The organism is thiotrophic endosymbiont of Bathymodiolus puteoserpentis (Logatchev), assembly GCF_900127505.1.
GTDB lineage: Bacteria > Pseudomonadota > Gammaproteobacteria > PS1 > Pseudothioglobaceae > Thiodubiliella.
Genome location: NZ_UEXF01000055.1, coordinates 53,102 through 76,597, shown reverse-complemented (window position 1 = coordinate 76,597; position 23,496 = coordinate 53,102). Strand labels below are relative to the sequence as shown.

Annotated in this window: 23 protein-coding genes; 16 read left to right on the top strand and 7 right to left on the bottom strand. The window is 40.0% G+C overall.

Annotated features, from left to right (window positions below):
• Window position 1: 1 nt before the first annotated feature.
• Window positions 2-607 carry a hypothetical protein gene (locus BHECKSOX2_RS07130; RefSeq protein ID WP_139683041.1) on the bottom strand — a complete coding sequence of 202 codons (606 nt, stop codon included), beginning with the start codon at window positions 605-607 and terminating at the stop codon, window positions 2-4.
• Window positions 608-681: 74 nt separating this feature from the next.
• Here BHECKSOX2_RS07130 and BHECKSOX2_RS07125 point away from each other — a divergent pair, with 74 nt between their 5' ends.
• Genes BHECKSOX2_RS07125 through ribF form a run of 8 tightly spaced genes read left to right on the top strand, consistent with a single transcriptional unit; the run spans window position 682 to window position 7,819 of the window.
• Entirely contained in the window at window positions 682-1,557 is an 876-nt protein-coding gene (locus BHECKSOX2_RS07125) for a phosphoribosylaminoimidazolesuccinocarboxamide synthase (protein WP_139683040.1), read from the top strand.
• Window positions 1,554-2,354 (top strand): DUF2797 domain-containing protein, encoded by an 801-nt coding sequence (locus BHECKSOX2_RS07120; RefSeq protein WP_139683039.1) that lies wholly within the window; start codon window positions 1,554-1,556, stop codon window positions 2,352-2,354. The genes BHECKSOX2_RS07125 and BHECKSOX2_RS07120 overlap by 4 nt, the downstream gene beginning before the upstream one ends.
• Before the next feature lie 3 nt (window positions 2,355-2,357).
• Window positions 2,358-2,681 carry an FKBP-type peptidyl-prolyl cis-trans isomerase gene (locus BHECKSOX2_RS07115; RefSeq protein WP_139683038.1) on the top strand — a complete coding sequence of 108 codons (324 nt, stop codon included), beginning with the start codon at window positions 2,358-2,360 and terminating at the stop codon, window positions 2,679-2,681.
• A gap of 19 nt (window positions 2,682-2,700) precedes the next feature.
• Window positions 2,701-3,888, top strand: coding sequence for an alanine transaminase (gene alaC, locus BHECKSOX2_RS07110; RefSeq protein WP_139683037.1), 1,188 nt, complete (start codon window positions 2,701-2,703; stop codon window positions 3,886-3,888).
• 15 nt (window positions 3,889-3,903) lie between these two features.
• Window positions 3,904-4,740: an ATPase gene (locus BHECKSOX2_RS07105; protein WP_139683036.1), complete on the top strand. Its 837-nt coding sequence runs from the start codon at window positions 3,904-3,906 to the stop codon at window positions 4,738-4,740.
• A complete protein-coding gene (gene metA / locus BHECKSOX2_RS07100) occupies window positions 4,740-5,795 on the top strand; it encodes a homoserine O-succinyltransferase MetA (protein ID WP_139683035.1) in 1,056 nt (351 codons plus the stop codon). The genes BHECKSOX2_RS07105 and metA overlap by 1 nt, the downstream gene beginning before the upstream one ends.
• Window positions 5,795-6,895 (top strand): A/G-specific adenine glycosylase, encoded by a 1,101-nt coding sequence (mutY, locus tag BHECKSOX2_RS07095; protein ID WP_139683034.1) that lies wholly within the window; start codon window positions 5,795-5,797, stop codon window positions 6,893-6,895. The genes metA and mutY overlap by 1 nt, the downstream gene beginning before the upstream one ends.
• 9 nt (window positions 6,896-6,904) lie before the next feature.
• Window positions 6,905-7,819 carry a bifunctional riboflavin kinase/FAD synthetase gene (gene ribF, locus BHECKSOX2_RS07090; protein WP_139683033.1) on the top strand — a complete coding sequence of 305 codons (915 nt, stop codon included), beginning with the start codon at window positions 6,905-6,907 and terminating at the stop codon, window positions 7,817-7,819.
• Here ribF and pyrC read toward each other — a convergent pair.
• The 4 genes from pyrC to secA form a co-directional block, all read right to left on the bottom strand.
• Entirely contained in the window at window positions 7,816-8,865 is a 1,050-nt protein-coding gene (gene pyrC / locus BHECKSOX2_RS07085; RefSeq protein WP_245391349.1) for a dihydroorotase, read from the bottom strand. The genes ribF and pyrC overlap by 4 nt on opposite strands.
• 129 nt (window positions 8,866-8,994) lie before the next feature.
• Window positions 8,995-10,635, bottom strand: coding sequence for an RNA-binding domain-containing protein (locus BHECKSOX2_RS07080; protein ID WP_139683031.1), 1,641 nt, complete (start codon window positions 10,633-10,635; stop codon window positions 8,995-8,997).
• Entirely contained in the window at window positions 10,632-11,711 is a 1,080-nt protein-coding gene (locus BHECKSOX2_RS07075; RefSeq protein ID WP_139683030.1) for an anhydro-N-acetylmuramic acid kinase, read from the bottom strand. Before BHECKSOX2_RS07075 ends, BHECKSOX2_RS07080 begins: the two co-directional genes overlap by 4 nt.
• Window positions 11,698-14,406: a preprotein translocase subunit SecA gene (gene secA, locus BHECKSOX2_RS07070; protein ID WP_139683029.1), complete on the bottom strand. Its 2,709-nt coding sequence runs from the start codon at window positions 14,404-14,406 to the stop codon at window positions 11,698-11,700. Before secA ends, BHECKSOX2_RS07075 begins: the two co-directional genes overlap by 14 nt.
• 79 nt (window positions 14,407-14,485) lie before the next feature.
• Between secA and BHECKSOX2_RS07065 the strand changes: the two genes are divergently transcribed.
• The 6 genes from BHECKSOX2_RS07065 to BHECKSOX2_RS07040 all read left to right on the top strand — a co-directional run bounded on the left by BHECKSOX2_RS07065 (window position 14,486) and on the right by BHECKSOX2_RS07040 (window position 18,510).
• Window positions 14,486-14,788: a hypothetical protein gene (locus tag BHECKSOX2_RS07065; protein WP_180323708.1), complete on the top strand. Its 303-nt coding sequence runs from the start codon at window positions 14,486-14,488 to the stop codon at window positions 14,786-14,788.
• A gap of 85 nt (window positions 14,789-14,873) precedes the next feature.
• Window positions 14,874-15,509 (top strand): ubiquinol-cytochrome c reductase iron-sulfur subunit, encoded by a 636-nt coding sequence (gene petA, locus BHECKSOX2_RS07060; protein WP_139683027.1) that lies wholly within the window; start codon window positions 14,874-14,876, stop codon window positions 15,507-15,509.
• 4 nt (window positions 15,510-15,513) lie between these two features.
• Complete coding sequence (locus tag BHECKSOX2_RS07055) at window positions 15,514-16,737, top strand: cytochrome b (protein ID WP_139683026.1); 1,224 nt, start codon at window positions 15,514-15,516, stop codon at window positions 16,735-16,737.
• Between the two features lie 3 nt (window positions 16,738-16,740).
• Window positions 16,741-17,427 carry a cytochrome c1 gene (locus BHECKSOX2_RS07050; RefSeq protein WP_139683025.1) on the top strand — a complete coding sequence of 229 codons (687 nt, stop codon included), beginning with the start codon at window positions 16,741-16,743 and terminating at the stop codon, window positions 17,425-17,427.
• A gap of 77 nt (window positions 17,428-17,504) precedes the next feature.
• The gene (locus tag BHECKSOX2_RS07045; RefSeq protein WP_139683024.1) at window positions 17,505-18,137 is read left to right on the top strand and encodes a glutathione S-transferase N-terminal domain-containing protein; all 633 of its coding nucleotides are present in this window, start codon (window positions 17,505-17,507) and stop codon (window positions 18,135-18,137) included.
• Between the two features lie 10 nt (window positions 18,138-18,147).
• Window positions 18,148-18,510 carry a ClpXP protease specificity-enhancing factor gene (locus BHECKSOX2_RS07040; RefSeq protein WP_139683023.1) on the top strand — a complete coding sequence of 121 codons (363 nt, stop codon included), beginning with the start codon at window positions 18,148-18,150 and terminating at the stop codon, window positions 18,508-18,510.
• Here BHECKSOX2_RS07040 and bioD read toward each other — a convergent pair.
• Complete coding sequence (bioD, locus tag BHECKSOX2_RS07035; protein WP_139683022.1) at window positions 18,502-19,143, bottom strand: dethiobiotin synthase; 642 nt, start codon at window positions 19,141-19,143, stop codon at window positions 18,502-18,504. The two genes, BHECKSOX2_RS07040 and bioD, sit on opposite strands and share 9 nt — an antisense overlap.
• Before the next feature lie 37 nt (window positions 19,144-19,180).
• Between bioD and BHECKSOX2_RS07030 the strand changes: the two genes are divergently transcribed.
• Both BHECKSOX2_RS07030 and leuS read left to right on the top strand, forming a co-directional pair.
• Window positions 19,181-20,137 carry a dihydroorotate dehydrogenase gene (locus BHECKSOX2_RS07030; protein ID WP_139683021.1) on the top strand — a complete coding sequence of 319 codons (957 nt, stop codon included), beginning with the start codon at window positions 19,181-19,183 and terminating at the stop codon, window positions 20,135-20,137.
• Between the two features lie 4 nt (window positions 20,138-20,141).
• Window positions 20,142-22,592: a leucine--tRNA ligase gene (gene leuS, locus BHECKSOX2_RS07025; RefSeq protein ID WP_139683020.1), complete on the top strand. Its 2,451-nt coding sequence runs from the start codon at window positions 20,142-20,144 to the stop codon at window positions 22,590-22,592.
• 104 nt (window positions 22,593-22,696) lie between these two features.
• Here leuS and BHECKSOX2_RS07020 read toward each other — a convergent pair.
• The coding region (locus BHECKSOX2_RS07020; RefSeq protein ID WP_180323707.1) for an IS1595 family transposase at window positions 22,697-23,496 on the bottom strand (800 nt) is incomplete at its 5' end.

Here is a 23,496-nt window from a genome sequence, read left to right as displayed (position 1 = left end):
ACTATTGTCTGTCTATCCAAGCGCGCCAATTTTTCACTTTTAGCTTTTGTGCTTTATTATCTATATATTGCGCTTGATACTCAGCTGCGCCTTTAACATTGTTTAAAATTGCAAAAGTAATCAACTCGTCAATGCGTTGTTTGTCTTTAATAATAGGCGCTAAGGATTCATTTCTGATAACTGCGGCGACGAAAGCAGACTGTGGATTGGAATATATCTGCGTTGACTTTTCTAATAAATTGAGCGCCATTAACGCATCTTTAACAAAGCCACTATCGCCATCAAGCAGATATAACGCACTGTCATAAATTGCTGGTTCGTAGCCTTGATTGAGCAGTTTGCTTAATATTTTATTGGCAATTTGCACTTGTGGTGGATAGCCCATTATTTGATTACCTGAACGCGTTTGCTTTGATGCTTCGTATGCTGCATCAAAGTCGTTTAATTCAAACATCCCTTTTATCAGTAAATCTTGCCCATTCTTTACCACGGCAGGCGAACCAACCTCATTGCCTATTTTGATCATTCTAAGTGCGCTATCACTCAACGGCGATGCTGTTGCAAATTGCGTAATAAATAGGACGGTGATTAGAAGTTTTTTTATCATAGTGCTAAGGTGAATTTTACCATAGACATTTTTAACAAGTTAAAATAGCGCTTAAATCACTATTTAATACAAGCGTGCAAACACTTTTTGAAACTTCAATCGGCCTGCCATTAATCCAAAAAGGCAAAGTGCGAGACATTTATGATATTGACGAACATCGACTGCTAATTGTAACCACTGACCGACTTAGTGCCTTTGATGTGGTGTTCAATCAGCCAATTTCTGGCAAAGGGCGTGTACTGAACGAAGTGGCTAATTTCTGGTTTGAAAGAACCTGTCACATCATCTCTAATCAATTAACCCATGAATCGCTTGATAACGTTTTAACACCAGAAGAAATTGAGCAAGTAGATGGTCGTGCAATCATCGTCAAAAAACTCAAGCCCCTTCCTGTTGAGGCAATTGTTCGAGGCTATATTATAGGCTCTGGATGGAAAGACTACCAACAAACAGGCTCAGTTTGCGGCATTAAACTACCAAAAAACCTGCAACTGGCAGAAAAATTACCACAAACACTTTATACGCCCTCTAGTAAAGCAACGGCTGGTGAACACGATAAAAATATTGACTTCAAACAAACCGTGCAACTTGTAGGTAAAGATTTAGCACAACAAATCAAAGATGCCAGTTTGGCTCTGTATCAGTTTGCGGCGGATTATGCGCTAGAGCGCGGTATTATCATTGCTGACACCAAGTTTGAATTTGGCTTAGACGAAGCAGGCAAACTGACATTAATGGACGAAGTGCTAACACCGGATTCTTCACGTTTCTGGTCAAAGGCCAATTATCAGATAGGCATTAGCCCAAAAAGTTTTGACAAACAAATTGTACGCGATTATTTAGAAACATTGGATTGGGACAAAACCGCACCCGCACCAACCCTACCTGATAATATCGTGCAGGAAACTGCCGACAAATACAAGCAAGTGCAGCGGTTATTAACACAATGACTAAAACTGGCAACATCCAAAAAATGCAAACCTCGCTTGAGCGTGATAATGCAATCTACCAACTGCCGATTGGCAATGATTTGATCTCAATGAATGAATTAATAGGGCAAGAAATTTCCCTCATATTCAATGGCGAAATCACTTGCTCAAACTGTAACGCAATAATTCGAAAAAGTTATTCTCAAGGCTATTGTTTTCCGTGTTGTCGAGATTTGGCGCGGTGTGATTTGTGCATTATGAAACCCGAAACTTGCCATCATCACCTTGGCACTTGCCGTGAGCCACTGTGGGGGTTGGACAATTGCTTTGCACCACATATTATTTATTTGGCAAACTCATCAGGCATCAAGGTCGGCATTACTCGCAAGCGCAATACCCCCAGTCGTTGGATTGACCAGGGTGCTGTCGCTGCTCTGCCAATACTTGAGGTGGATACACGACTCAAATCTGGGCAAATTGAAGTGGCTTTAAAAACATTCGTCAACGATAAAACCAACTGGCGCAAAATGCTTAAAAACGAGGTGAATAAAGTTGACCTTGTAGCAACAAAAAACCAACTGTTGCCAGAGGTATCCGATATGATGGCGGATTTAGACGCAATAGAGTTAAACAATGAAGTCGTAAAAATTCACTACCCTGTGGTAGAATATCCAAGCAAAATAGTATCGTTAAATTTTGACAAAATGCCTGAGATTACTGGTATTTTGCAAGGCATCAAGGGGCAATATTTACTACTAGATTGTGGCGTCCTTAATGTTAGAAAATTTGGCTCATATAATATAACTTTAACTTATTAAAAAATGGCAGAATTACAAATAGAAGACATTGAAATTGGCAAAGGTACAGCTTGCAAGGCTGGAGACTTTGTGTCTATGCACTATACTGGCTGGCTAACCAATGGCAAAAAATTTGACTCAAGTGTTGACAGGAATGAACCTTTTGACTTTAAACTCGGGGCAGGACAGGTCATCTCCGGCTGGGACACGGGCATTGAAGGTATGCTGATGGGTGGCAAGCGCAAACTTACTATTCCATCAAAATTGGCTTACGGTGAGTTTGGCGCAGGCCCAATTCCACCCAGTGCAACCATCATTTTTGATGTTGAATTATTAGATATTAAATAAAGAACGACTCTAAAAATCCATGGATAACGATTTCCCACGAATAAAAAGATTGCCAGAATATATTTTTGCAATTACCAATAAGCTAAAAGTTGAAGCCAGATCTCGTGGTGAGGACATTATCGACTTTGGCATGGGTAACCCCGACCAACCAACGCCTGAACATATTGTAGAAAAGTTAGTGGAAACAGCACGCCGTGGCGATACACATCGTTATTCTACTTCTCGCGGCATTCCACGCTTGAGACGCGCAATTTCAAACTGGTACAAAAATCGTTTTGATGTTGATATTGATGCGCAAACCGAGGCGATTGTTACCATTGGTTCAAAGGAGGGTTTGGCAAATTTAGCACAAGCGGTTGTTGGTAGTGGCGATACGGTTTTAGTGCCCAACCCTGCTTACCCTATTCATCCCTATGGGTTTGTGATTGCAGGTGCTGATATTCAACATGTGCCTTGTGGGCCTGAAGATGATTTTTTTGCAGCGTTAGAGCGCTCAATTAAAAATACTTTTCCAAAGCCAAAGATGTTGGTGCTTAACTACCCATCTAATCCAACTACTGAGTGCGTTGAATTAGAGTTTTTTGAACGCGTTATCAAAGTTGCCAAAGAGCACAAGATTTGGGTGGTGCAAGATTTAGCCTATGCAGATATTGTTTTTGATGGTTATGTGGCGCCAAGCATTTTGCAAGTAAAGGGGGCTAAAGATATTGCGGTTGAGTTTTTCTCACTATCAAAAAGCTACAATATGCCAGGTTGGCGTGTTGGCTTTATGGTGGGCAATCCAATCTTAGTAGGCGCACTGGCTAAAATCAAATCTTACTTAGATTATGGTATGTTTACCCCTATTCAAGTAGCAGCAATTGAAGCGTTAGAAGGCGACCAAACCTGTGTTACAGAAATTGCACAAATGTATCAAGATAGGCGTGATGTTTTGTGCGAAGGCTTAAATTCTATTGGCTGGGCAGTAACACCACCCAAGGCCACAATGTTTGTTTGGGCAAAAATTCCTGAATTTTATCAAGCAATGGGCTCATTAGAGTTTACCAAAAAACTCATTGCAGTGGCAAAAGTTGGCGTCTCTCCTGGTATTGGTTTTGGTGAATATGGCAATAACTATGTACGCTTTGGTTTGATTGAAAATGAACATCGCACCCGCCAGGCTGTTCGCGGCATTCGTGAAATGTTCAAACAAGATGGTTTGTTATAATGTCTTTGCACTATTATGAAACTTGCTGCTAAAGAGTTTTCTAAGTCAAAACACAAACACCTAACACTGCTCGGTATGTCAGGCGTTGGCAAAACACACCTTTCAAAGTTACTTGGTCTTGATGATAAGTGGTATCACTATTCTGGCGATTATCGCATTGGTGCTGAGTATTTAAATAATGCTATTCTTGCTAACATCAAACAACAAATTAAACAAGATGGATGCTTAGCAGATTTGTTAGACAATGACTCTATCACGGTTCAAAATCATATTACTTTTGACAACCTGTCTTCGGTGTCAAGCTTTTTAGGTAAAGTCGGCAACCCCGAATTGGGTGGGTTGCCAATTGGTGAATTCAACCGCCGACAAGCGCTACACAGAGAAGCTGAAGCCCGGGCTATGTTGGATGTTGGAGAGTTTATCACAAAATCTCAAGCGCAGGGCTATAGGCATTTTATTAATGATGCAGGAGGTAGTTTATGTGAATTGGATGATAATAAGGTCTATCAATCATTGGCAGATAATACGCTGATTGTTTATATTCGCGCCCACGAAGATAACGAGTCTGCCTTGATTGAGCGTGCACGAACGCACCCCAAACCACTTTACTATCAACAAAATTTCTTACAACAACAACTAGAGATTTACCTACAAGAAAATCAATTTTCCTATGTCGCACAAATTGACCCCGATGCGTTTGTGCGTTGGATTTTTCCACGCTTACTTCGGCACCGCAAACCAAAATATGAAGCGATTGCCAGCCAATATGGCTGCACGATTGATAGCATAGACTTACACCAATGTCAAAATAGCAGCGAGGTAATGGAGCTAATCACAGGGGCAATACGCTAATGCCTTTAATCGCCCATACCAACTTACCTTCTTTTGAACGCCTGCGTAACGAAGGCGAGACGGTGTTAAGCAAAGACCGTGCTAATCATCAAGTCATTCGTGAATTACACATTGGTTTATTAAACATGATGCCAGACCCAGCACTTGAAGCAACTGAGCGGCAATTTTTCCGCTTGATTGGACATTCTAACCAAATTGCGCAATTTTATCTGCATCCGTTTACACTGCCTTCTATTAAACGAGGTGAAAAAACGCAGACACATATTGACCAATATTACCAAAATTTTGATGATATTAAAACGCAAGGATTAGATGCATTAATCATTACAGGCGCACATATTGAAGATGCCGATTTAAAAAAAGCACCTTTTTATGAGCAACTTAAAAAGGTGATTGATTGGTCGTACAGTCATGTTACTTCAACGCTATGCTCGTGCTTGGCAACACACGCTGTACTGGAATTTCGCTATGGACAAAAGCGTCAAGCCATTGGTAAAAAATGCTGGGGCGTATTTCCACACCAAGTGTTAGACCGACAACATCCTTTAATGAGTGGTGTGAATACGCGTTTTGATGTGCCTCACTCTCGTTTTAACGAAATCACGAAATCACAACTTGACGATGCTAAGATTAAAGTTTTGGTTGAAGGAAAAATCGGCGCACACTTATGTGTGAGTGAAGATTTATTAAGAATTGTATTTTTTCAGGGGCATCCAGAATACGATACTATTAGTCTATTAAAAGAATACAAGCGCGATATTATTGCCTATTTAGCAAAAACACGCAACGACTATCCGCCTTTTCCTAAGCACTATTTAACCGAACAAAGCAAAGCCATTCTCAATGAGTATAAAACCAAGCTATTATCTGGCGAATTTACGCTAGCAGATTTTCCTGAACAACTTATCAGCAAAACCTTAAACAACACTTGGGGCAACGCCACTAATGTCATTATCAATAACTGGATTGGTTGCGTCTACCAAGTAACGCATCAGGACATTGACAAGCCATTTATGGAGGGCATTAATCCAGATGACCCGCTTAACTTAAAATAGTGCATCCAATTTCAAAGCCATTGCTAAAGTGGTTTGAGCAATTTGGTCGTCATCACCTACCTTGGCAAGCGACAAACAGTAGCCCTCTAGGAGGGCAGGCAACACATAGCGACCTATCATACAGCACGAGCAATTTACAGCAGTTCGCTAAGGGGAAGACAATCAACCCCTACCATGTTTGGTTGAGTGAAATTATGCTACAACAAACGCAAGTAACCACGGTTATCGGCTACTTTAACAACTTTATTCAACATTTCCCAACAATAAAGGCGCTTGCCAATGCCAGCGAAGATGCAGTATTGGCACAATGGGCTGGGCTGGGTTACTACGCACGAGCAAGAAACTTGCACAAATGCGCGCAAATTATTGTTGAGCAGCATCAAGGCGCACTCCCAAAAAAGTTTGAACAAGTGATTGATTTGCCAGGTATAGGTGAATCTACAGCGGGCGCTATTCTATCCATTAGTTTTAATCAGAACCACGCCATACTTGACGGCAATGTTAAACGCGTACTTTCAAGGTACCATCAAGTTAAGGGGCATTACGGACAAAGTGAAACCCTTAAAGAATTATGGCGTTTGGCTAAGTATCACACGCCCAATAAACGCAACGCCAACTACACACAAGCCATTATGGACTTAGGTGCAACCCTGTGTACACGCAGCAACCCAGAGTGTGATCGTTGCCCCCTTGCTCAACATTGTCAAGCAAAACAACACAACACACAAGGCAACTACCCCAACCCAAAACCAAGAAAAAACAAACCAACGCGCTCAGTTGCAATGCTTATTTATCAAAACACAGCAGGGGAGGTTTATTTAGAAAAACGACCGCAAAAAGGCATTTGGGGTGGACTTTGGAGTCTTATGGAGTGTGAAAATGATAAGAAAGCCATTGACCAAGCCATTAAAAAATTTGATAAAAATGCAAAAATAGAACAGAAGCTACCTACTATTAAGCATAGTTTTACCCACTATCACTTAATGATTAGCCCTATTATGGTAACTTGCTCAAAGAACACTGAGGGTTTTCGCTCTATTGCTGAATTAAAAGTTGGTTTGCCGGCACCTGTTAAGAAAATCATTGCCCAATTAGACTAAAATAGCCCCATGAAACTTATTCGCGGTCTACAGAATTTAACAACTTATGCGGGCAGTATTGTTACCATAGGTAACTTTGATGGCGTACATATAGGACACCAAAAAATCATCTCGCAACTGGTGAAAAAATCCAAAGAACTGGGCTTGCCCTCTGTGCTGATTTCATTTTCCCCCACGCCGCAGCGTTTTTTTTCTCATGAGCAAGCATCGCTCAGCAGTTTTAAAGAAAAACACCATCTATTGGACAAACTAGGCTTAGACACACACCTAATTATTCGCTTTAATCAGGCCTTTTCTCAATTAGAAGCGCAAATTTTTGCACAAGAAATATTACTCAACAAGCTAAATATGAAATATTGTCTGATTGGTGATGATTTTCGTTTTGGCAAAAAGCGGAAGGGTGGCTTTGAATTGTTACAAAACTTATCAAAAGACCAGGATTTTACGGTGGAACAAACACCCAGTATTCTGTGTAATAATCACCGCATTAGTAGTTCAGAAATTCGCAAACTTCTAGCAAATGCTAACATACAATCAGCATCAAAAATGCTGGGGCGTGAGTTCTCTATCACTGGCAAAATTATTCACGGGCTAAAAAACGGTCGCTCTATTGGTTTTCCAACTATCAACATCCCCATTAAACGCAAAATCAGCCCAGTTTATGGAATATTTGCTGTAACTATTGATCTGGATGGTACTACTTATCAAGGTGTATGTAGTGTCGGCAATCGCCCAATAATTGGTGACAAGAAAACTCTGTTGGAAGTGTTTCTCTTTGATTTTAACCAGAAAGTGTACGGACTTGAGGCGAAAATCACCTTTAAACACAAGATTAGAGATGAGAGAAATTTTAATGATTTTAAAGCGTTAAAACAACAAATTGAGCTCGATGTTCAAAATGCCAAAGATTATTTGACGAATTAAACCACTTTCCAATTAAGCATTTTTTCTGCCATAAATGGCACAATATCGCCGCTTATGAAAGGATAACTTGCTGGCACGATCCAATCTTGTTTTTTCAAAGTAATGGTACTTGTATTATACGCCAAACCATAAAAATCTGCACCAAATTTTGAAGCAAAGCCCTCCAGCTTATCTATTGCACCTGCTTGGTCAAATGCTTGCGCATAAAGTTCAATAGCATGTGGTGCAGAAAATACGCCTGCACAACCACAACTAGATTCTTTATCAGTTTTGGCATGTGGTGCAGAATCTGTACCTAAGAAAAACTTAGGATTGCCACTGGTTGCCACCTCAACGAGTGCACGCTGATGCTCAGCTCGTTTTAACACAGGCAAACAATAAGTATGTGGCTTAATACCGCCCACTAACATATCATTACGATTATTTAAAAGATGTTGAGGTGTGATAGTTGCCGCAATACGATCACCACTCTCACGCACAAAATCTACTGCATTTTTAGTGGTGATATGCTCAAATACAATTTTCAATTTAGGGAAGTCGTTCACCGTCTGACTTAAAACCTCATCAATAAATACCGCTTCACGGTCAAAAATATCCACCTCACTACGCGTTACCTCACCATGCACTAATAATAGCATACCCAGTTTTTGCATTGTCTCTAAGCTACGATAGATATTTTTAATATTACTCACGCCACTATCAGAATTAGTGGTTGCACCTGCAGGATATAGCTTTGCTGCCACCACGCCTGCGTTATAAGCCTGAGTAATTACCTTAGATGTGGTATTGTCAGTTAAATACAAAACCATCAAGGGTTTAAACACGCTGTCTTTTGGCAAAGCATTAAGGATTTCCTCTTGATACGCATTCGCACCATTTGCATCCGTCACAGGTGGGCTTAGATTGGGCATAATAATCGCTCTGCCCATTTGTTTGGCACTCATGCCAATGACTGATTTTAACGCTTCGCCATTACGCACATGTAGGTGCCAATCATCTGGTTTAATTAAGGTTATTTGTTGTTGTTTCATCTGTTCAAAAATCATTGTTTTTTTACTTAAAGTTTGTCTAATTAAAATTTATTTTTATTTTTAAACATTACCTTAAAGTCTTTATACAACTATCATTTAATAAAAAAATGTCTAAAAAATGTCTAAAAAATGTCTAAAAAATGTCTAACTTTTAGGTTTAGACATTTTCCATGACTTGCCATATGGCTCTATTAGTTTTTGTTTTTTTAAACTTTGTAGGTTGTTCCGAACCTTGTTTCTTTTTTGTTGTTTGTTTAATACATCAGGCAACTTATCTAACAGCATTTCTTCAAAATCTTGTCGTCTGCCGTTTTTAAATTTTTTTAAAAAATCAAGTATCATTTTTTGACAGTAATCATTGTCAATACCTTTGTGTTTAATATAAACAGATTTTCCACCTGTTGATTCTGCAATAAAGGATGAAATATGAAAGTTAGGCTTGCGCCCCTCAATCAACTTCTTACGCCTCAACACCTTAACCTCGGTATTCAACAAAGGTAGGCGTTTAGCGACTTTATCTAACAAAATAATCTCTTGTAAAGTTAAATCATTTTTTGATTGTGCAAGTCTGCGCGCATAGTTCACATCCAGTACTTTACCAATAATTTTTACTTTGACTTTGTTGTCACCTAAGCTATATATTGGTAAAGGAAAGAACTTGTCCTCTTGCAGCTTAAACATTTTTTTAATACCACTACCAATGGTGTCAATCATACCTAAACCAACCATAGCGTCTGCTAAAAATGGGTTGCGATAACAAGTTTCGGGCGCATCTACCTCAAGAACTTTTTCTATGCTTTCAGGAATGAATCCACCTGAGTTAATAAAAGTCAAAATACCGTCTTCCCTTTCCACCACATTAATTTTTCCGCCAAGTGTGTAATCTTGATGGGCAATACAGTTATTTAATGCTTCACGAATAATATAAGGGTCAAACTGATTGGTCTGTTCAGGGAATAAAGTCTCTTCTGGTAAATAACGGTATTTTAAATTTCTAATTTTCGCATAAACATTATCAATATTCGCCAGCAATGGGCAGCTAAAGTGTTCATAATCTTTTTCAAGGTTGTCCTTGTCTTTTAATATCCAAGTGATTTTCGCCACAGCGGGGTTAATAAAATGTTCAGATTCTGGCTCTCCAAGCAGTAGTATCGCAGTATTGGTTATTTTTCCCTTAATAGTAACCTTGGACTTGTCTAGAAATTTGGCATTATTCCACAAGTTTATCTCTGTTGCTAAATTAGGATTTTTTGTCAAAAATTGCTCTCGTGCTAGAACGATCGCTTCTGTAGAAAGATCTTCAATTGTAGCATTATCAATAGTTTTTGCGCTCCAGTCAAAGGCAATATTTTGTCGTATAATTCGCTCTAATTCTTCTATATTAAGCGCGCCCAAACTTTCTCCATCTCTACCATAATGGTGACCCTTCCAACTGGTTGGCGCGCCCTTTGACGCAGGTGGAATTTGAAACATTAACACCTGTTTATCTTTAACATCAACACGATGAATTTTTATAAAATTAGATGTTGGCGAGGTACTATTTGCTATTTCTCGCTTATATTCATTTAATGTTTGGTCGGTGATTTGTGTGCCAACAATACCACGGTCATCGTTAACACCAAAAATCAACCATGCACAAGATTTATTGGCAAGATTGGCTTCATTGCTAAGTGCAGAAAAATATTTTCCTAGTTTATCTGCTTGAAAAGTGCGTTCGGCTGTTTTAAACTCTAACACTTCTGTTTCCATGCCTTCTGCTAATAATCTTTCTAAAGTGTCTATCATAGAATATTCTTATCAATTTGATAAATTGCACCTAAAATCCGCCTGCCTTTAGCGCCGGTTACCAGCGGTAGGTTTGATGGCTCACCATTCATTGTTTGTTTGGCAAAATAAGCAAAAGCCGCCGCTTCTACATAATCCACTGGCACGCCTAAATCATCAGTCACTGAGATTTCACTCTCAGGATTTTGATAAGTTAGGCGTTCGCATAAAAACAAATTATGTACACCGCCGCCGCATAAATAGACATCTTCTCCCTTAGGGATACTTACAGAAATGCTCATTACCGTTAGTTCTATCAGGGTTCTTTGCACATCTTCAGGTGTCTCAGCACTTGTTAAGTGTTGTGATAGCCAGTCTAGGTTAAAGTATTCTGGTCCTGTACTTTTGGGGTACTTTTGCTGAAAGTAATCATCTGCAAGTATTGAGTCTAGTAATACTGAATCAACCACTCCAGAACGAGACCACAGTCCGTCTCGGTCATAATTTGTGCCTTTATTTTTCTTTACCCAATTATCTAATAATGTATTGGCAGGGCCTGTGTCAAATCCAAACACCTCATTGTTTTTAACAATCGTAATATTGGCAATACCACCCAAATTAATAATCACACCCTCTTTGCCATTAAGCATATATTGGTGGTATGCCGGCGTGAGTGGTGCGCCTTGCCCGCCAGTGGCAATATCTTGCATACGAAAATCTGCCACTGTGGTAATGCCTGTTTGCTCAGCAATAAGTGCGCCGTGTCCGATTTGCATAGAATACTTGCTGCCTTGATGGTAGATAGTCTGTCCATGAGAGCCGATCGCTCGGATGTCACCCTTATTCAATGAGCTTTGCGTTAATAGTTGATTGGCAGTTTGTGCAAATATTTGTGCCACCTCAATATCAACTTGCGCCAAGTCTGCCAAAGAGGTGCTTCCAGTTTGGCTTAATTGTTGCAAGCGTGTTTTTAGCTCTATGGAGTACGCCGTATAAGCTGAGGTAATAATTTTTTGACGCTCGTCAAGTATAACACCGTCAACACCATCCATGCTGGTGCCTGACATTAGTCCTATATAGGCACTAGCTTTTGCCATGGCATTGTTTGTATTTTTTGCCTGAGCCACAAGGGCAAGGGTTATTACGCCCTATCTTCGCACCACTGCGTTGATAAGTTTGCGAATCATTTGGGGTCTCGCTATCTGTATTTTCCATTGCTACAGCTTCGTGCTGTGTGTTTCCCCCCAGAGGATTGCTGTGTATCGCTGATATGTCGCTATTGTCTTGTTGCTCTACATTCTCAGCGCTAGTGTTCTCATCAATGGCCACACTGGAAAGCGCCTTAACAATCTCAATATTAATCGTGTTTAACAGGGTTTCGAACATTGCAAAAGACTCACGCTTATATTCTTGCGTTGGATTTTTCTGTGCATAGCCTCGCAACCTCACGCTTTGACGCAAATAATCCATCGCTGCCAAATGCTCTTTCCAAAAATGATCCAAGGTTTGCAGCATCACTGCTTTTTCAAAGCCACGCATTTGCTCACCACCCACAATCTCTTCTTTATAATCACAAATTTGCCCCAAACCTTGGGAAATTCTTGATTCCAATTCATCTACATCTACACCTTCATCCAGCCATTCTTGTAGCGGAAAATCTGCCGCATAATCTGCCTTTAAAACATTGTGTAGACCTTCAACATCCCAATCTTCTTCAGCTTGTGCTGGGGAAATGTAATCAGCAAACAAATCACCAATAACCTCTTGACGAATAGCAATAAATCTATCTTGCACATCGTTAGAGTCCATCAATTCATCGCGTAATTTATAAACAATCTTACGCTGGTCATTTGACACATCATCATATTCTAAAAGGTTTTTACGCGCGTCATAGTTCATTTCTTCGACTTTTTTCTGTGCATTTTCAATAGCGCGATTCACCATCTTGTGCTCAATCGCTTCGCCTTTTTCCATGCCCAATCGCTGCATCATCGCCGCCATTTTTTCACTGGCAAAAATACGCATTAAATTGTCTTTTAAAGATAGATAAAAACGCGTTGAACCTACATCACCTTGACGACCAGAACGACCACGCAACTGATTATCCACACGACGAGACTCGTTACGCTCGGTACCCACAATATGCAATCCGCCCGCTTTAATCACATCATCATGGTGTTTTTGCCAATCTTGTTTTTGCGCATCGGTTGCATCTTCTGCTAATTTGCCGCCCAGTACAATGTCCGTGCCTCGACCTGCCATATTAGTCGCAATTGTCACCGCACCAATCGCACCTGCGTTGGCAATAATTTGCGCTTCACGCTCATGCTGTTTAGCGTTTAAAACCTCGTGTTTGACTTTCTTTTGCGTCAGCAGCGCTGAAATAGCTTCGGAATTTTCGATACTACTTGTGCCTACTAAAACAGGCTGCCCTGTCTTTTGACAGCCTTCTACATCTTGAGCGATTGCTTCTAATTTTTCATCTAATGTTAGATAAATTTTGTCAGACATATCGTCTCGTGATGACGCCCTATTCGGTGGCACAACCACAGTTTCTAAATTATAAATTGCTTGAAATTCAACCGCCTCAGTATCTGCTGTACCTGTCATACCTGAGAGCTTATTGTAGAGTCTAAAATAGTTTTGAAAAGTAATCGACGCTAAGGTCTGATTTTCATTTTTAATGCTCACACCTTCTTTGGCTTCAATCGCCTGATGCAGGCCTTCAGACCAGCGACGCCCCGGCATCGTTCTACCAGTAAACTCATCAACAATCACCACCTCATCGCCATCAACAATATAGTTGTCATCTTTATGAAACAAAACATGCGCACGCAGCGCTGAATTAATATGTTGCATCAGCAAAATATTGCTAGCGTCATATAAACTCACGCCTTCTGGTAAGACACCAACTTCAATTAATAAATTTTCTGCTTTAGCGTGCCCCTCATCAGTCAAAAACACCTGCTGATGCTTCTCATCAACGGTGTAATCACCCACTTTTTCAACCACAACCTCTTTACCTTCACCGCTCTCAGTTTGTTTGGTAAAGTTTGGAATCATGTGGTTAATCGCCTGATAAATCTCAGAATAATCGTCTGCTGGTCCAGAGATAATAAGTGGCGTTCTGGCTTCATCAATTAGAATAGAATCAACCTCATCAATAATAGCAAAATTAAGTTCACGCTGTACTTTTTGCTCAGTAGTGAACGCCATGTTGTCTCTTAGATAGTCAAAACCTAACTCGTTATTCGTTGCATAAACAATGTCACAATCGTAAGCGACTTTTTTATTTTCTGGCAGCATGTCTGAGGTGATAACGCCAACACTTAAATCTAAAAAATCAAATATTTTGCCCATCCACTGCGCATCACGCGCTGCCAAATAATCATTCACCGTAACGATATGGACACCCTTGCCAGTCAGTGCGTTTAGATAAGCGGGCAAAGTTGCCACTAAAGTTTTGCCTTCGCCCGTACCCATCTCAGCAATATTGCCGTCATGTAACACCATGCCGCCGATCATTTGCACATCGTGGTGTCTGAGCCCTAGCACTCTAACGCTGGCTTCACGAATCACTGCAAATGCTTCTGGCAACAGAGACTCTAATGTTGCTTGATTTTCCAATTTTTGCTTAAGTTCTTGTGTTTTAGCGCTTAATGCTTTGTCATCCAAAGCTTGCAACTCAGGTTCAAGTACATTAATGCCTTCAACTACCTTGCTTAGTTTTTTTATTAGTCTATCATTGCGAGAGCCGACAATTTTAGTGGCAATTTTATTTATAATGCTCATTGTATGTTTATTGAAATATGATTTTAAAATTTTCTCTATTTTCCCACAGATAACGCAATATATATAAGTTAAAACGCCCGTGTCAGAAAAAATAACAAACTTATCAAAATTTACTCCGAAAGGAGCGTTAGGGCAATTGTTTCAGAAAGCTAGAACCTTAAATCGTCTCAACGAACAACTCTCAGTGCACTTGCCAGAACAATTTGCATTGCTATCTTTGTGCGCCATTGAAAACAACACCGCTATTTTTGTCACTGACAATCAAGCGATAATTTTTCGCGCGCAAAAACAAAACGATATCTTGCTAAATGCAGTAAAACAAATAGAGTCACTTATTCACATAGAAAAAGTGGTTATCAAAATTGATTTGAAAGAATATTAGAATAAGTTAATTCAATAAAGCTGATATACATTATAATTATTGGGTTTTTATATTCATCATTTTTTCAAAAAGGAATAGCAATCTTATGTCGGAACAAACAATAGACCTTAAGAAAAGACGCTTCCTAACCAACGCAACAAGCGTGGTTGGTGCTGTTGGCGTTGGTTTTGTGGCATGGCCATTTTTATCAACATGGAATCCATCTGCTAGAGCAAAAGCTACGGGTGCGCCCGTTGAAGTTGATATCAGCAAACTTGAAGAGGGGCAATTGGTGCGTGTGTTATGGCGTAAAAAACCGGTTTGGATTTTCAAACGCGACAAAACCACTATTTCAAATTTAAGCACATTGGATAGCATGTTGACTGACCCAAACAGTTTAAAAACCTCTCAGCAACCAGAATACGCCAAAAACCTTTATCGTTCAATTAATCCTGATATTGCTGTCATTATTGGCGTTTGCACCCATCTGGGTTGTTCGCCAACTCACCGCCCTGAAATTGGTGCTGCCGACCTTGGTGGTGATGCTTGGAAAGGTGGGTTTTATTGCCCATGTCATGGCTCTAAATTTGACTTGGCAGGGCGTGTTTACACAGGTGTTCCTGCACCCACTAATTTGGTGATTCCGCCTTACCACTTCGTATCAGACACACTCATTCAAATTGGTGTTAGCCCAGAAGAGCACGAAGTAACCCCTATTTTTAAATCTAACAAACTCACTTAGCATTATGGATAATAATAAAAACTGGATTGATCAAAGATTCCCGCTAACTAAAGTTTGGAACGAGCATTTAGCAGAATATTACACACCAAGAAACTTTAACTTTTGGTATTTCTTTGGCTCGTTAGCTATGCTGGTATTAGTAATGCAAATCGTTACAGGAATATTTCTAACCATGCATTTTAAACCTGACGAATTAAAAGCCTTTGCATCGGTTGAATACATTATGCGTGATGTTAACTGGGGTTGGTTAATTCGCTATATACATTCAACAGGCGCATCGGCATTCTTCGTGGTGATTTACTTGCATATGTATCGTGGCTTGCTTTATGGCTCATACAAAGCACCGCGTGAACTCATTTGGATTCTTGGCATGGTGCTCTACATTGCATTAATGGCTGAGGCTTTTATGGGCTATGTATTGCCGTGGGGGCAAATGTCTTATTGGGGCGCACAAGTGATTATCTCATTATTTGGCTCGGTGCCCTTGATTGGTCCCGACCTATTGACATGGATTTTAGGTGACTACGCAGTAGGTGACCCTGCGCTAAACCGTTTCTTTTCATTGCATGTTATTGCATTGCCGCTTATCTTGGTAATACTGGTATTCCTACACATCGTAGCATTACATACGGTTGGTTCAAACAATCCAGATGGGGTTGAGATTAAAGAGAATAAAGACAAAAATGGCATCCCAAAAGACGGTATTCCGTTTCATCCATACTACAGCGTAAAAGACATCGTTGGTGTGGTGGTATTCTTGATGATTTTCTCAGCAGTAGTATTCTTTGCACCAGCAATGAACGGTTACTTCTTAGAACATGCTAATTTTATTGAAGCAAACCCACTCAAGACACCTGAGCACATTGCACCACTTTGGTACTTAACACCTTTCTACTCAGTATTAAGAGCAATTCCACCTATGTTTGGCTCACAATTCCCAGGGGTTGTGGGTATGTTTGCAGCGCTACTAATTCTATTAGCACTACCATGGTTGGACCGCTCTAAAGTGAAGTCAATTAGATATCGATCATGGCCTTATAAGGTTGCACTAGGCGTCTTTGTCATTAGTTTTATCACGCTTGGCTGGCTAGGAATGGAGCCAGTAAACTATACTAACACCAAATTAGCACAAGTTTTCACTGTTTTATATTTTGGCTTCTTTATTTTGATGCCGTGGTTTACTTCAATCGGGAAAACCAAACAAGTACCTGAACGGGTAACGGAGTAACACATGAAAAAATTATTAACAACAACAGTGTCTGTTTTAGCAGGCTTAGCAATTTCATTCAATGTATTGGCTAGTGCAGATGTACATCTAGACTATGCAAATACCAATATCAATGACCAAAAATCACTGCAAAATGGTGCAAAGTTATTTATGAACTATTGCTCAGGTTGTCACTCAATTTCGTTTATGCGTTACAACCGCATCGGCAAAGACCTTAATATTTCTGATGCCGATGTTGAAAAAAACCTAATCTTTGGCGATGCAAAAATTGGCAATCAAATCATTTCATCAATGTCGAAAAAGGGGGCAGAAGTTTGGTTTGGCACAACACCGCCAGACTTGTCTTTGGTCTCTCGCTCTAAAGGTACAGATTGGATTTATACTTACCTGCATAGTTTTTACAAAGATGACTCTCGCCCCTTTGGTGTAAACAACAAAGTACTGGTTAACGCCTCTATGCCAGATGTTTTATGGGGACTTAAAAAGACCAAGTCACCAGAAGCATTTGACCAAGATGTTAGGGATATTACCAATTTCTTAGATTATGTTGGTGAGCCCGCAAAACTAGTACGCGTTGACCTAGGTTACAAAGTGTTGGGCTTCTTGTTTATTTTATTTATCCTTGCTTATTTAATGAAAAAAGAATACTGGAAAGATGTGAAATATGGCAAATGGCGCGCCAAGGATTAATTAGTCTCATTTTCTCTAATACACCAACTCAGTGTTCTAGTAATGACGCTGTTTTTTATTTTTAAGGATAACTCAATATGTTAAGTAAACCAAACCCATCTTCAACCATTCTTTACTCTTCTGCTAGCGAAATGGAATCTCATATAGTGCGATTCATTATGGCAGAAAAGAACATCGAAAGAGAAGTTGCCAATCTAAAAACTGAAGAAATTCCTGAAGAAATCCTAGATTTAATGCCTTACCCAACATTACCAACATTGTTTGACCGTAATATTGTTTTATATGACCTTTCTGTCATTATGGAATACTTAGATGAGCGCTTTCCGTTCCCGCCATTATTACCCGTTGACCCAATTGAAAAATCAGAAAAACGCTTGCTAATCTTTAGATTTACAAGGGCAGTTAATAGCTGGTTTGAATTAGCAAATACTATCGAAACAGGCGCGAAAAAAGATGCCGACAACGCAAGAAAAACACTTAAAAGCAGCCTAATTGAATTAGTGCCTTTGTTTGCACACCAACCTTTCTTTAAGAGCAACGATATGACAATTGTTGACGCTTGTTTAGCTGTATTATTATGGCGCTTAAAAAGACTTGATATTGATTTAGGAAAACCTGGAAAAGCGGTCACTGACTATGCAAGCCGCTTGTTTGCAAGAGAAAGCTTTAAAGAAAGTTTGACCGATTGCGAAAAGGAATATAACGCTTAAAAATACCGTCATGGCATCAGTCGTACCTTATTTGATTCGCGCTTATCATGAATGGATGGAAGACAGTGGGTTTACGCCACATATTTTGGTTGACTGTTCAAAATCTGATGTCGTTGTACCCAAACCCTTTATTCAACAAGACAAAATTGTACTCAATATCAGTAGCGATGCGACCACCTCCTTGATGATAAACAATGAAGCGATTTTATTCAAAGCACGCTTTGATGGAAAATCTCAAGACATATATGTACCTACTGATGCAGTGCTAACAATTTATACGGGTGAAAATGGTGAAGGTATGTTTTTTGAAAACAAAGCCGAGCCCACTGACACAGACAAACCTAAAAAAACCAATCTGAGCGTATTAGATTAGTGTCAACACCTTGGCATTAAAGCCGTCTAAATTGTCTTTGTTAAAAACCACCACATCAACATCTGTATAAGCACTGAGTGCCTTGGCATTGTCTAAGTTGTTGGGTGTTATTTGATTTAACACCAATATTGCAATATTGAGCTTGTGCTTTTTAGCAGCCTCTATGCTGAGTAACGCCTGATTAATAGCGCCCAACTCATCCTTAACAACAATAACAATAGGTAAATTAACAACAATAGCAAGCTCACTATTTAACACTTGTTGTGCAATGGGTGAATATAGTCCGCCCGCACCCTCAATCACCACAAAATCATCACCGCCACTTGGTTGTGCCGCCTTAACCAAATCCTCAAGCATAACACTCAAACCTTGCTCTGTACTGGCTTTTTCACCACTCACACAGGCTTCAAATTTAAATTGACAAACTGCATCAATCGGCTCTGGGTTGGTACAGACATTATTTAATAGCACTGCATCTTTTGGCAACAAACCATCACTAGTTTTGACGCAGTCACTCTCAATTGGCTTTCTAGCCACAACGCGATATTTTGCATTAAGCGCTTGAATAATATAACTGGCAACAAATGTTTTTCCAACATCGGTACCACTGCCACTGATAAACAATCCTTTCATAGTGAATGATTTTAACAAAAAATGTATAATAGCGCCTATGCATAATAACTTAAAAACTAAGTTCTGTGGAATATCGCTAGACTCACCAATTATCCTGCTTTCAGGCTGTGTTGGCTTTGGCGAAGAATATACCCGCATTCAAGGCTTTTCCAATAAAGATGTGGGTGCAATCTGCCTTAAAGGCACGACACTTGAGCCACGCCTTGGCAATATCCCACATAGAGTCTGTGAAACACCCGAAGGCATGATTAATGCCATCGGTTTGCAAAATCCAGGTAGCGATGCTGTCATTAACGACATTATGCCTAAGTTAGATAAGACTGAAACTCGTTTTATCATTAATATTTCAGGCTCGTCTGTCCAAGAATACGGTGAAATTGCCAAACGCTTTAATAACACTGATATTGACGCTATAGAAATCAACATTTCATGCCCAAATGTCAAAGAAGGGGGGGTGGCATTTGGTAACGACCCTGATATGTCCTATCGTGTGGTTGAGATTTGTCGCCAAAACACAACAAAGCCAATCATCACCAAACTCTCGCCTAATCAAACTGACATCGCTAATAGCGCACAGCGTTGTATTGATGCAGGCACAGATGGTTTGGCCGTCATTAACACACTCATGGGTATGGCAATTGATACCAACTCACGCAGACCTATTATTGGCAATAACCAAGGTGGCTTGTCAGGTCCTGCTATCAAACCCGTTGCGCTACTCAAAGTGCATCAAGTCTATCAGATTAGTAAAAATCACAATGTGCCGATTATTGGTCAAGGCGGTATTATGAGTGCAAATGATGCGATTGAATTTATCATTGCGGGATCAGCCACTGTTGGTGTTGGCACAGCATTATTTTATGACCCTTTGGTATGCAATAAAATCAACGATGGTATTAGTCAATATCTCACAAACAACAATCTAAGTGGTGTCGATGAACTGGTTGGCACACTGGAGCTCCACTCTGCTATTTCGCCTTGTAACTCAAAATAAAACTATGAATTCAGAATATAACGCTCAAGAAATTGAGGCACAAGCACAAAAATATTGGCAAGAAAACAAGTCATTTGAAGCTATTGAGGATAATTCAAAAGAAAAGTTTTACTGCTTAAGTATGTTTCCATACCCTTCAGGTCGCCTACATATGGGGCATGTGCGTAATTACAGTATTGGTGATGTCATTGCTCGCTATCAAAAAATGCAAGGCAAAAATGTACTGCAGCCGATTGGTTGGGACGGGTTTGGCTTGCCTGCTGAAAATGCTGCACTTAAAAACAAAGTACCGCCTGCAAAATGGACTTATGAAAATATTAACTATATGCGCCAACAGCTTACCGAGTTGGGTTTTGGCTATGATTGGTCTCGTGAATTAGCAACCTGCCACCCGCAATATTATCGCTGGGAACAATGGCTATTTGTTAAACTCTTTGAAAAGGGCTTGGTATATAAGAAAAATTCGGTTGTTAATTGGGACCCTGTAGACCAAACAGTGCTCGCCAATGAGCAAGTGATTAATGGACGCGGTTGGCGCTCAGATGCACTGATTGAAAAAAAAGAAATCTCTCAATGGTTTATGCGTATCACTGATTACGCTGATGAACTATTAGAGGGTTTAGACAAGTTAGACGGATGGCCCGATGCAGTTAAAACCATGCAAAAGAACTGGATTGGTAAATCAATCGGTTTAGAAATCGACTTCACCAGAAAAAATTTTGACACGCTAAGTGTTTACACCACACGCCCAGATACGCTGATGGGTGTTACTTATTTGGCAATTGCAGCCGAACACCCTTTGGCACTGGAGGCTGGCAAAGACAACCCTGCTGTGCAAGCCTTTATTGATGAATGCAAGGCTATGGAAACTTCTGAAGCCGCTATGGAAACCATGGAGAAAAAAGGCATTGATTCAGAGCTTAAATGCACTCACCCGATTACGGGTGAGGTGGTGCCAATTTGGATTGCCAATTTTATACTCATGGGCTACGGTACAGGTGCAGTAATGAGTGTTCCAGCACACGATGAACGCGATTATGAGTTTGCCAAAAAATACAACATCAACATCAAGCAAGTTATCAATAAAGACAAAAACACCAATGAAGGCGCTATTACTGATAAGGGGGTTTTATTTAATTCTGGGCAGTTTGATGGTTTAGGTTTTGACCAAGCTTTTGATAAGATTGCCAAGACCCTTGAGAATAAAAACCTAGGCAGTAAAAAAACCAACTATCGTCTGCGTGATTGGGGTGTATCGCGTCAACGCTATTGGGGCTGTCCAATCCCTGTTATTAACTGTCCAAGTTGTGGCTCAGTGGCTGTGGAAGAGAGCGACCTACCCGTTGTTCTCCCTGAAGAAGTGAGCTTTGATGGTGTTGGCTCACCGATTAAGAAAATGCCAGAATTTTATACAACCACTTGCCCAAAATGTGGCAAAGCAGCACAGCGTGAAACTGACACCTTTGACACTTTTTTTGAGTCTTCTTGGTATTTTTCCCGCTATACCTGCAAAGATAATAGCAAAGCAATGTTAGATGAGCGCGCTAACTATTGGTTAAAAGGTGGTGGTGTAGACCAATACATTGGTGGTATCGAGCATGCAATCCTGCATCTTTTGTACGCACGGTTTTTCAACAAATTACTGCGAGACGAAGGCTTGGTTGAAAATAATGAACCCTTTAAAAACTTACTCACACAAGGCATGGTCTTAAAAGACGGCGCTAAGATGAGTAAATCCAAAGGCAACACAGTTGACCCACAAGAAATGATAGCCCAGTATGGTGCAGATACAGTGCGCTTGTTTATCTTATTTGCTGCCCCACCGACACAAGATTTAGAGTGGAGCGATTCTGGACTAGAAGGCGCACACCGCTTCATTAACAAGGTTTATCGTTTAGTCAAAGACTTTATAAAAGACCAAGTAAGCAACCCTGTTGGCTCTTTAGACAATCTCAATGAAACCCAACAAAATATTCGCTTTAAAACCCACCAAACACTCAAAAAAATCACTGATGATATGGAGCGCAGACACCTGTTTAACACAGTGATTGCCGCACTCATGGAGCTTAGCAACACACTATCAAAGTTCACTGATACCACAGACACTTCAATGGTAGTGCGCAAGGAATCATTGCATATCTTACTTAAAACTCTCAGTCCGATTGCACCACATCTATGTCATCACCTGTGGCAAGAATTGGGACATAAGACAGCGATTATCAATGAACCTTGGCCAAGTATTGACGAGAGCGCTCTCGTGCAAGATAAGGTACAAATTATCGTTCAAGTTAATGGCAAACTGCGCGCTAAACTAATAACACATGCTGATACTAGTAAAACACAAGTGGAGGCACAAGCTCTAGCTGACGAGAATGTGGCTAAATTCATTGATGGCAAAACCGTAATCAAGGTTATTGTTGTGCCAAATAAGTTGATCAATATTGTTGTTCATTAATGATGAATAAAACTATTTGTCTATCAAAATATTCAAAAAATTATTAACAAATAACCTTGTTGGTGTAAAATTTATTTTTTTGATATAAAAAATAAGGGACTAACTTACATTAATACCAACATCTTATAAGACAGTCTATTACCACTAAATCCAGACACAATTGAATCAATTCTATCCAGTGTCGATCGTTTAACATTGCCATCATTCAACCTAAAAACAAACTCATCAACATAACGCCCGATATGTTTATCTGAAAAATGATGAAATACACCATGATAACCGCGTTTTAATAACGCCCAAACACTCTCAATGCCATTAGTATGCACAATACCGTTAACATACTGCCCAGCAGAATGATTGACCATTAGCTGTTTATAGCCCTCTATGCCTTTATATATTGTTGCTTCATCAGTGCAAAGCGTGGCATTGGCATCAGCATGCTTATCAATCATAGTCTGAATATTGGCACTATTGACTTTATCCATTTTGGCAGCAACGAGCATGCCACCACGAGAGCGCATGCCAACCACAGGGGTTTTGGTTTTTGTGCTTCTGCCTTGTGTGCCTTGAGTTTTCTTATGTTGGTGTTTGTTTTTCTCTTTACCGCCTATATAGGTTTCATCCATTTCAATTATTCCAGAAAGAATAGCGTCGTTATTTTTGCAAGCCTTGCGTATTCTGTGCCCCATAAACCATGAGGATTTTTGGGTAATACCCAGTTCTTTTGCAAGTTGGTAACTGGATATACCCTTGCGAGCAGTCACAACTAAATACATACCATAAAGCCATTTTCTTAACGGTATTTTGCTGGCATGCATCACTGTGTTACTACGAATACTGAATTGGGTTTGGCAACATTTGCAACGATATAATCCAGTGCGTGAAGGATGATGATAAACTTGTG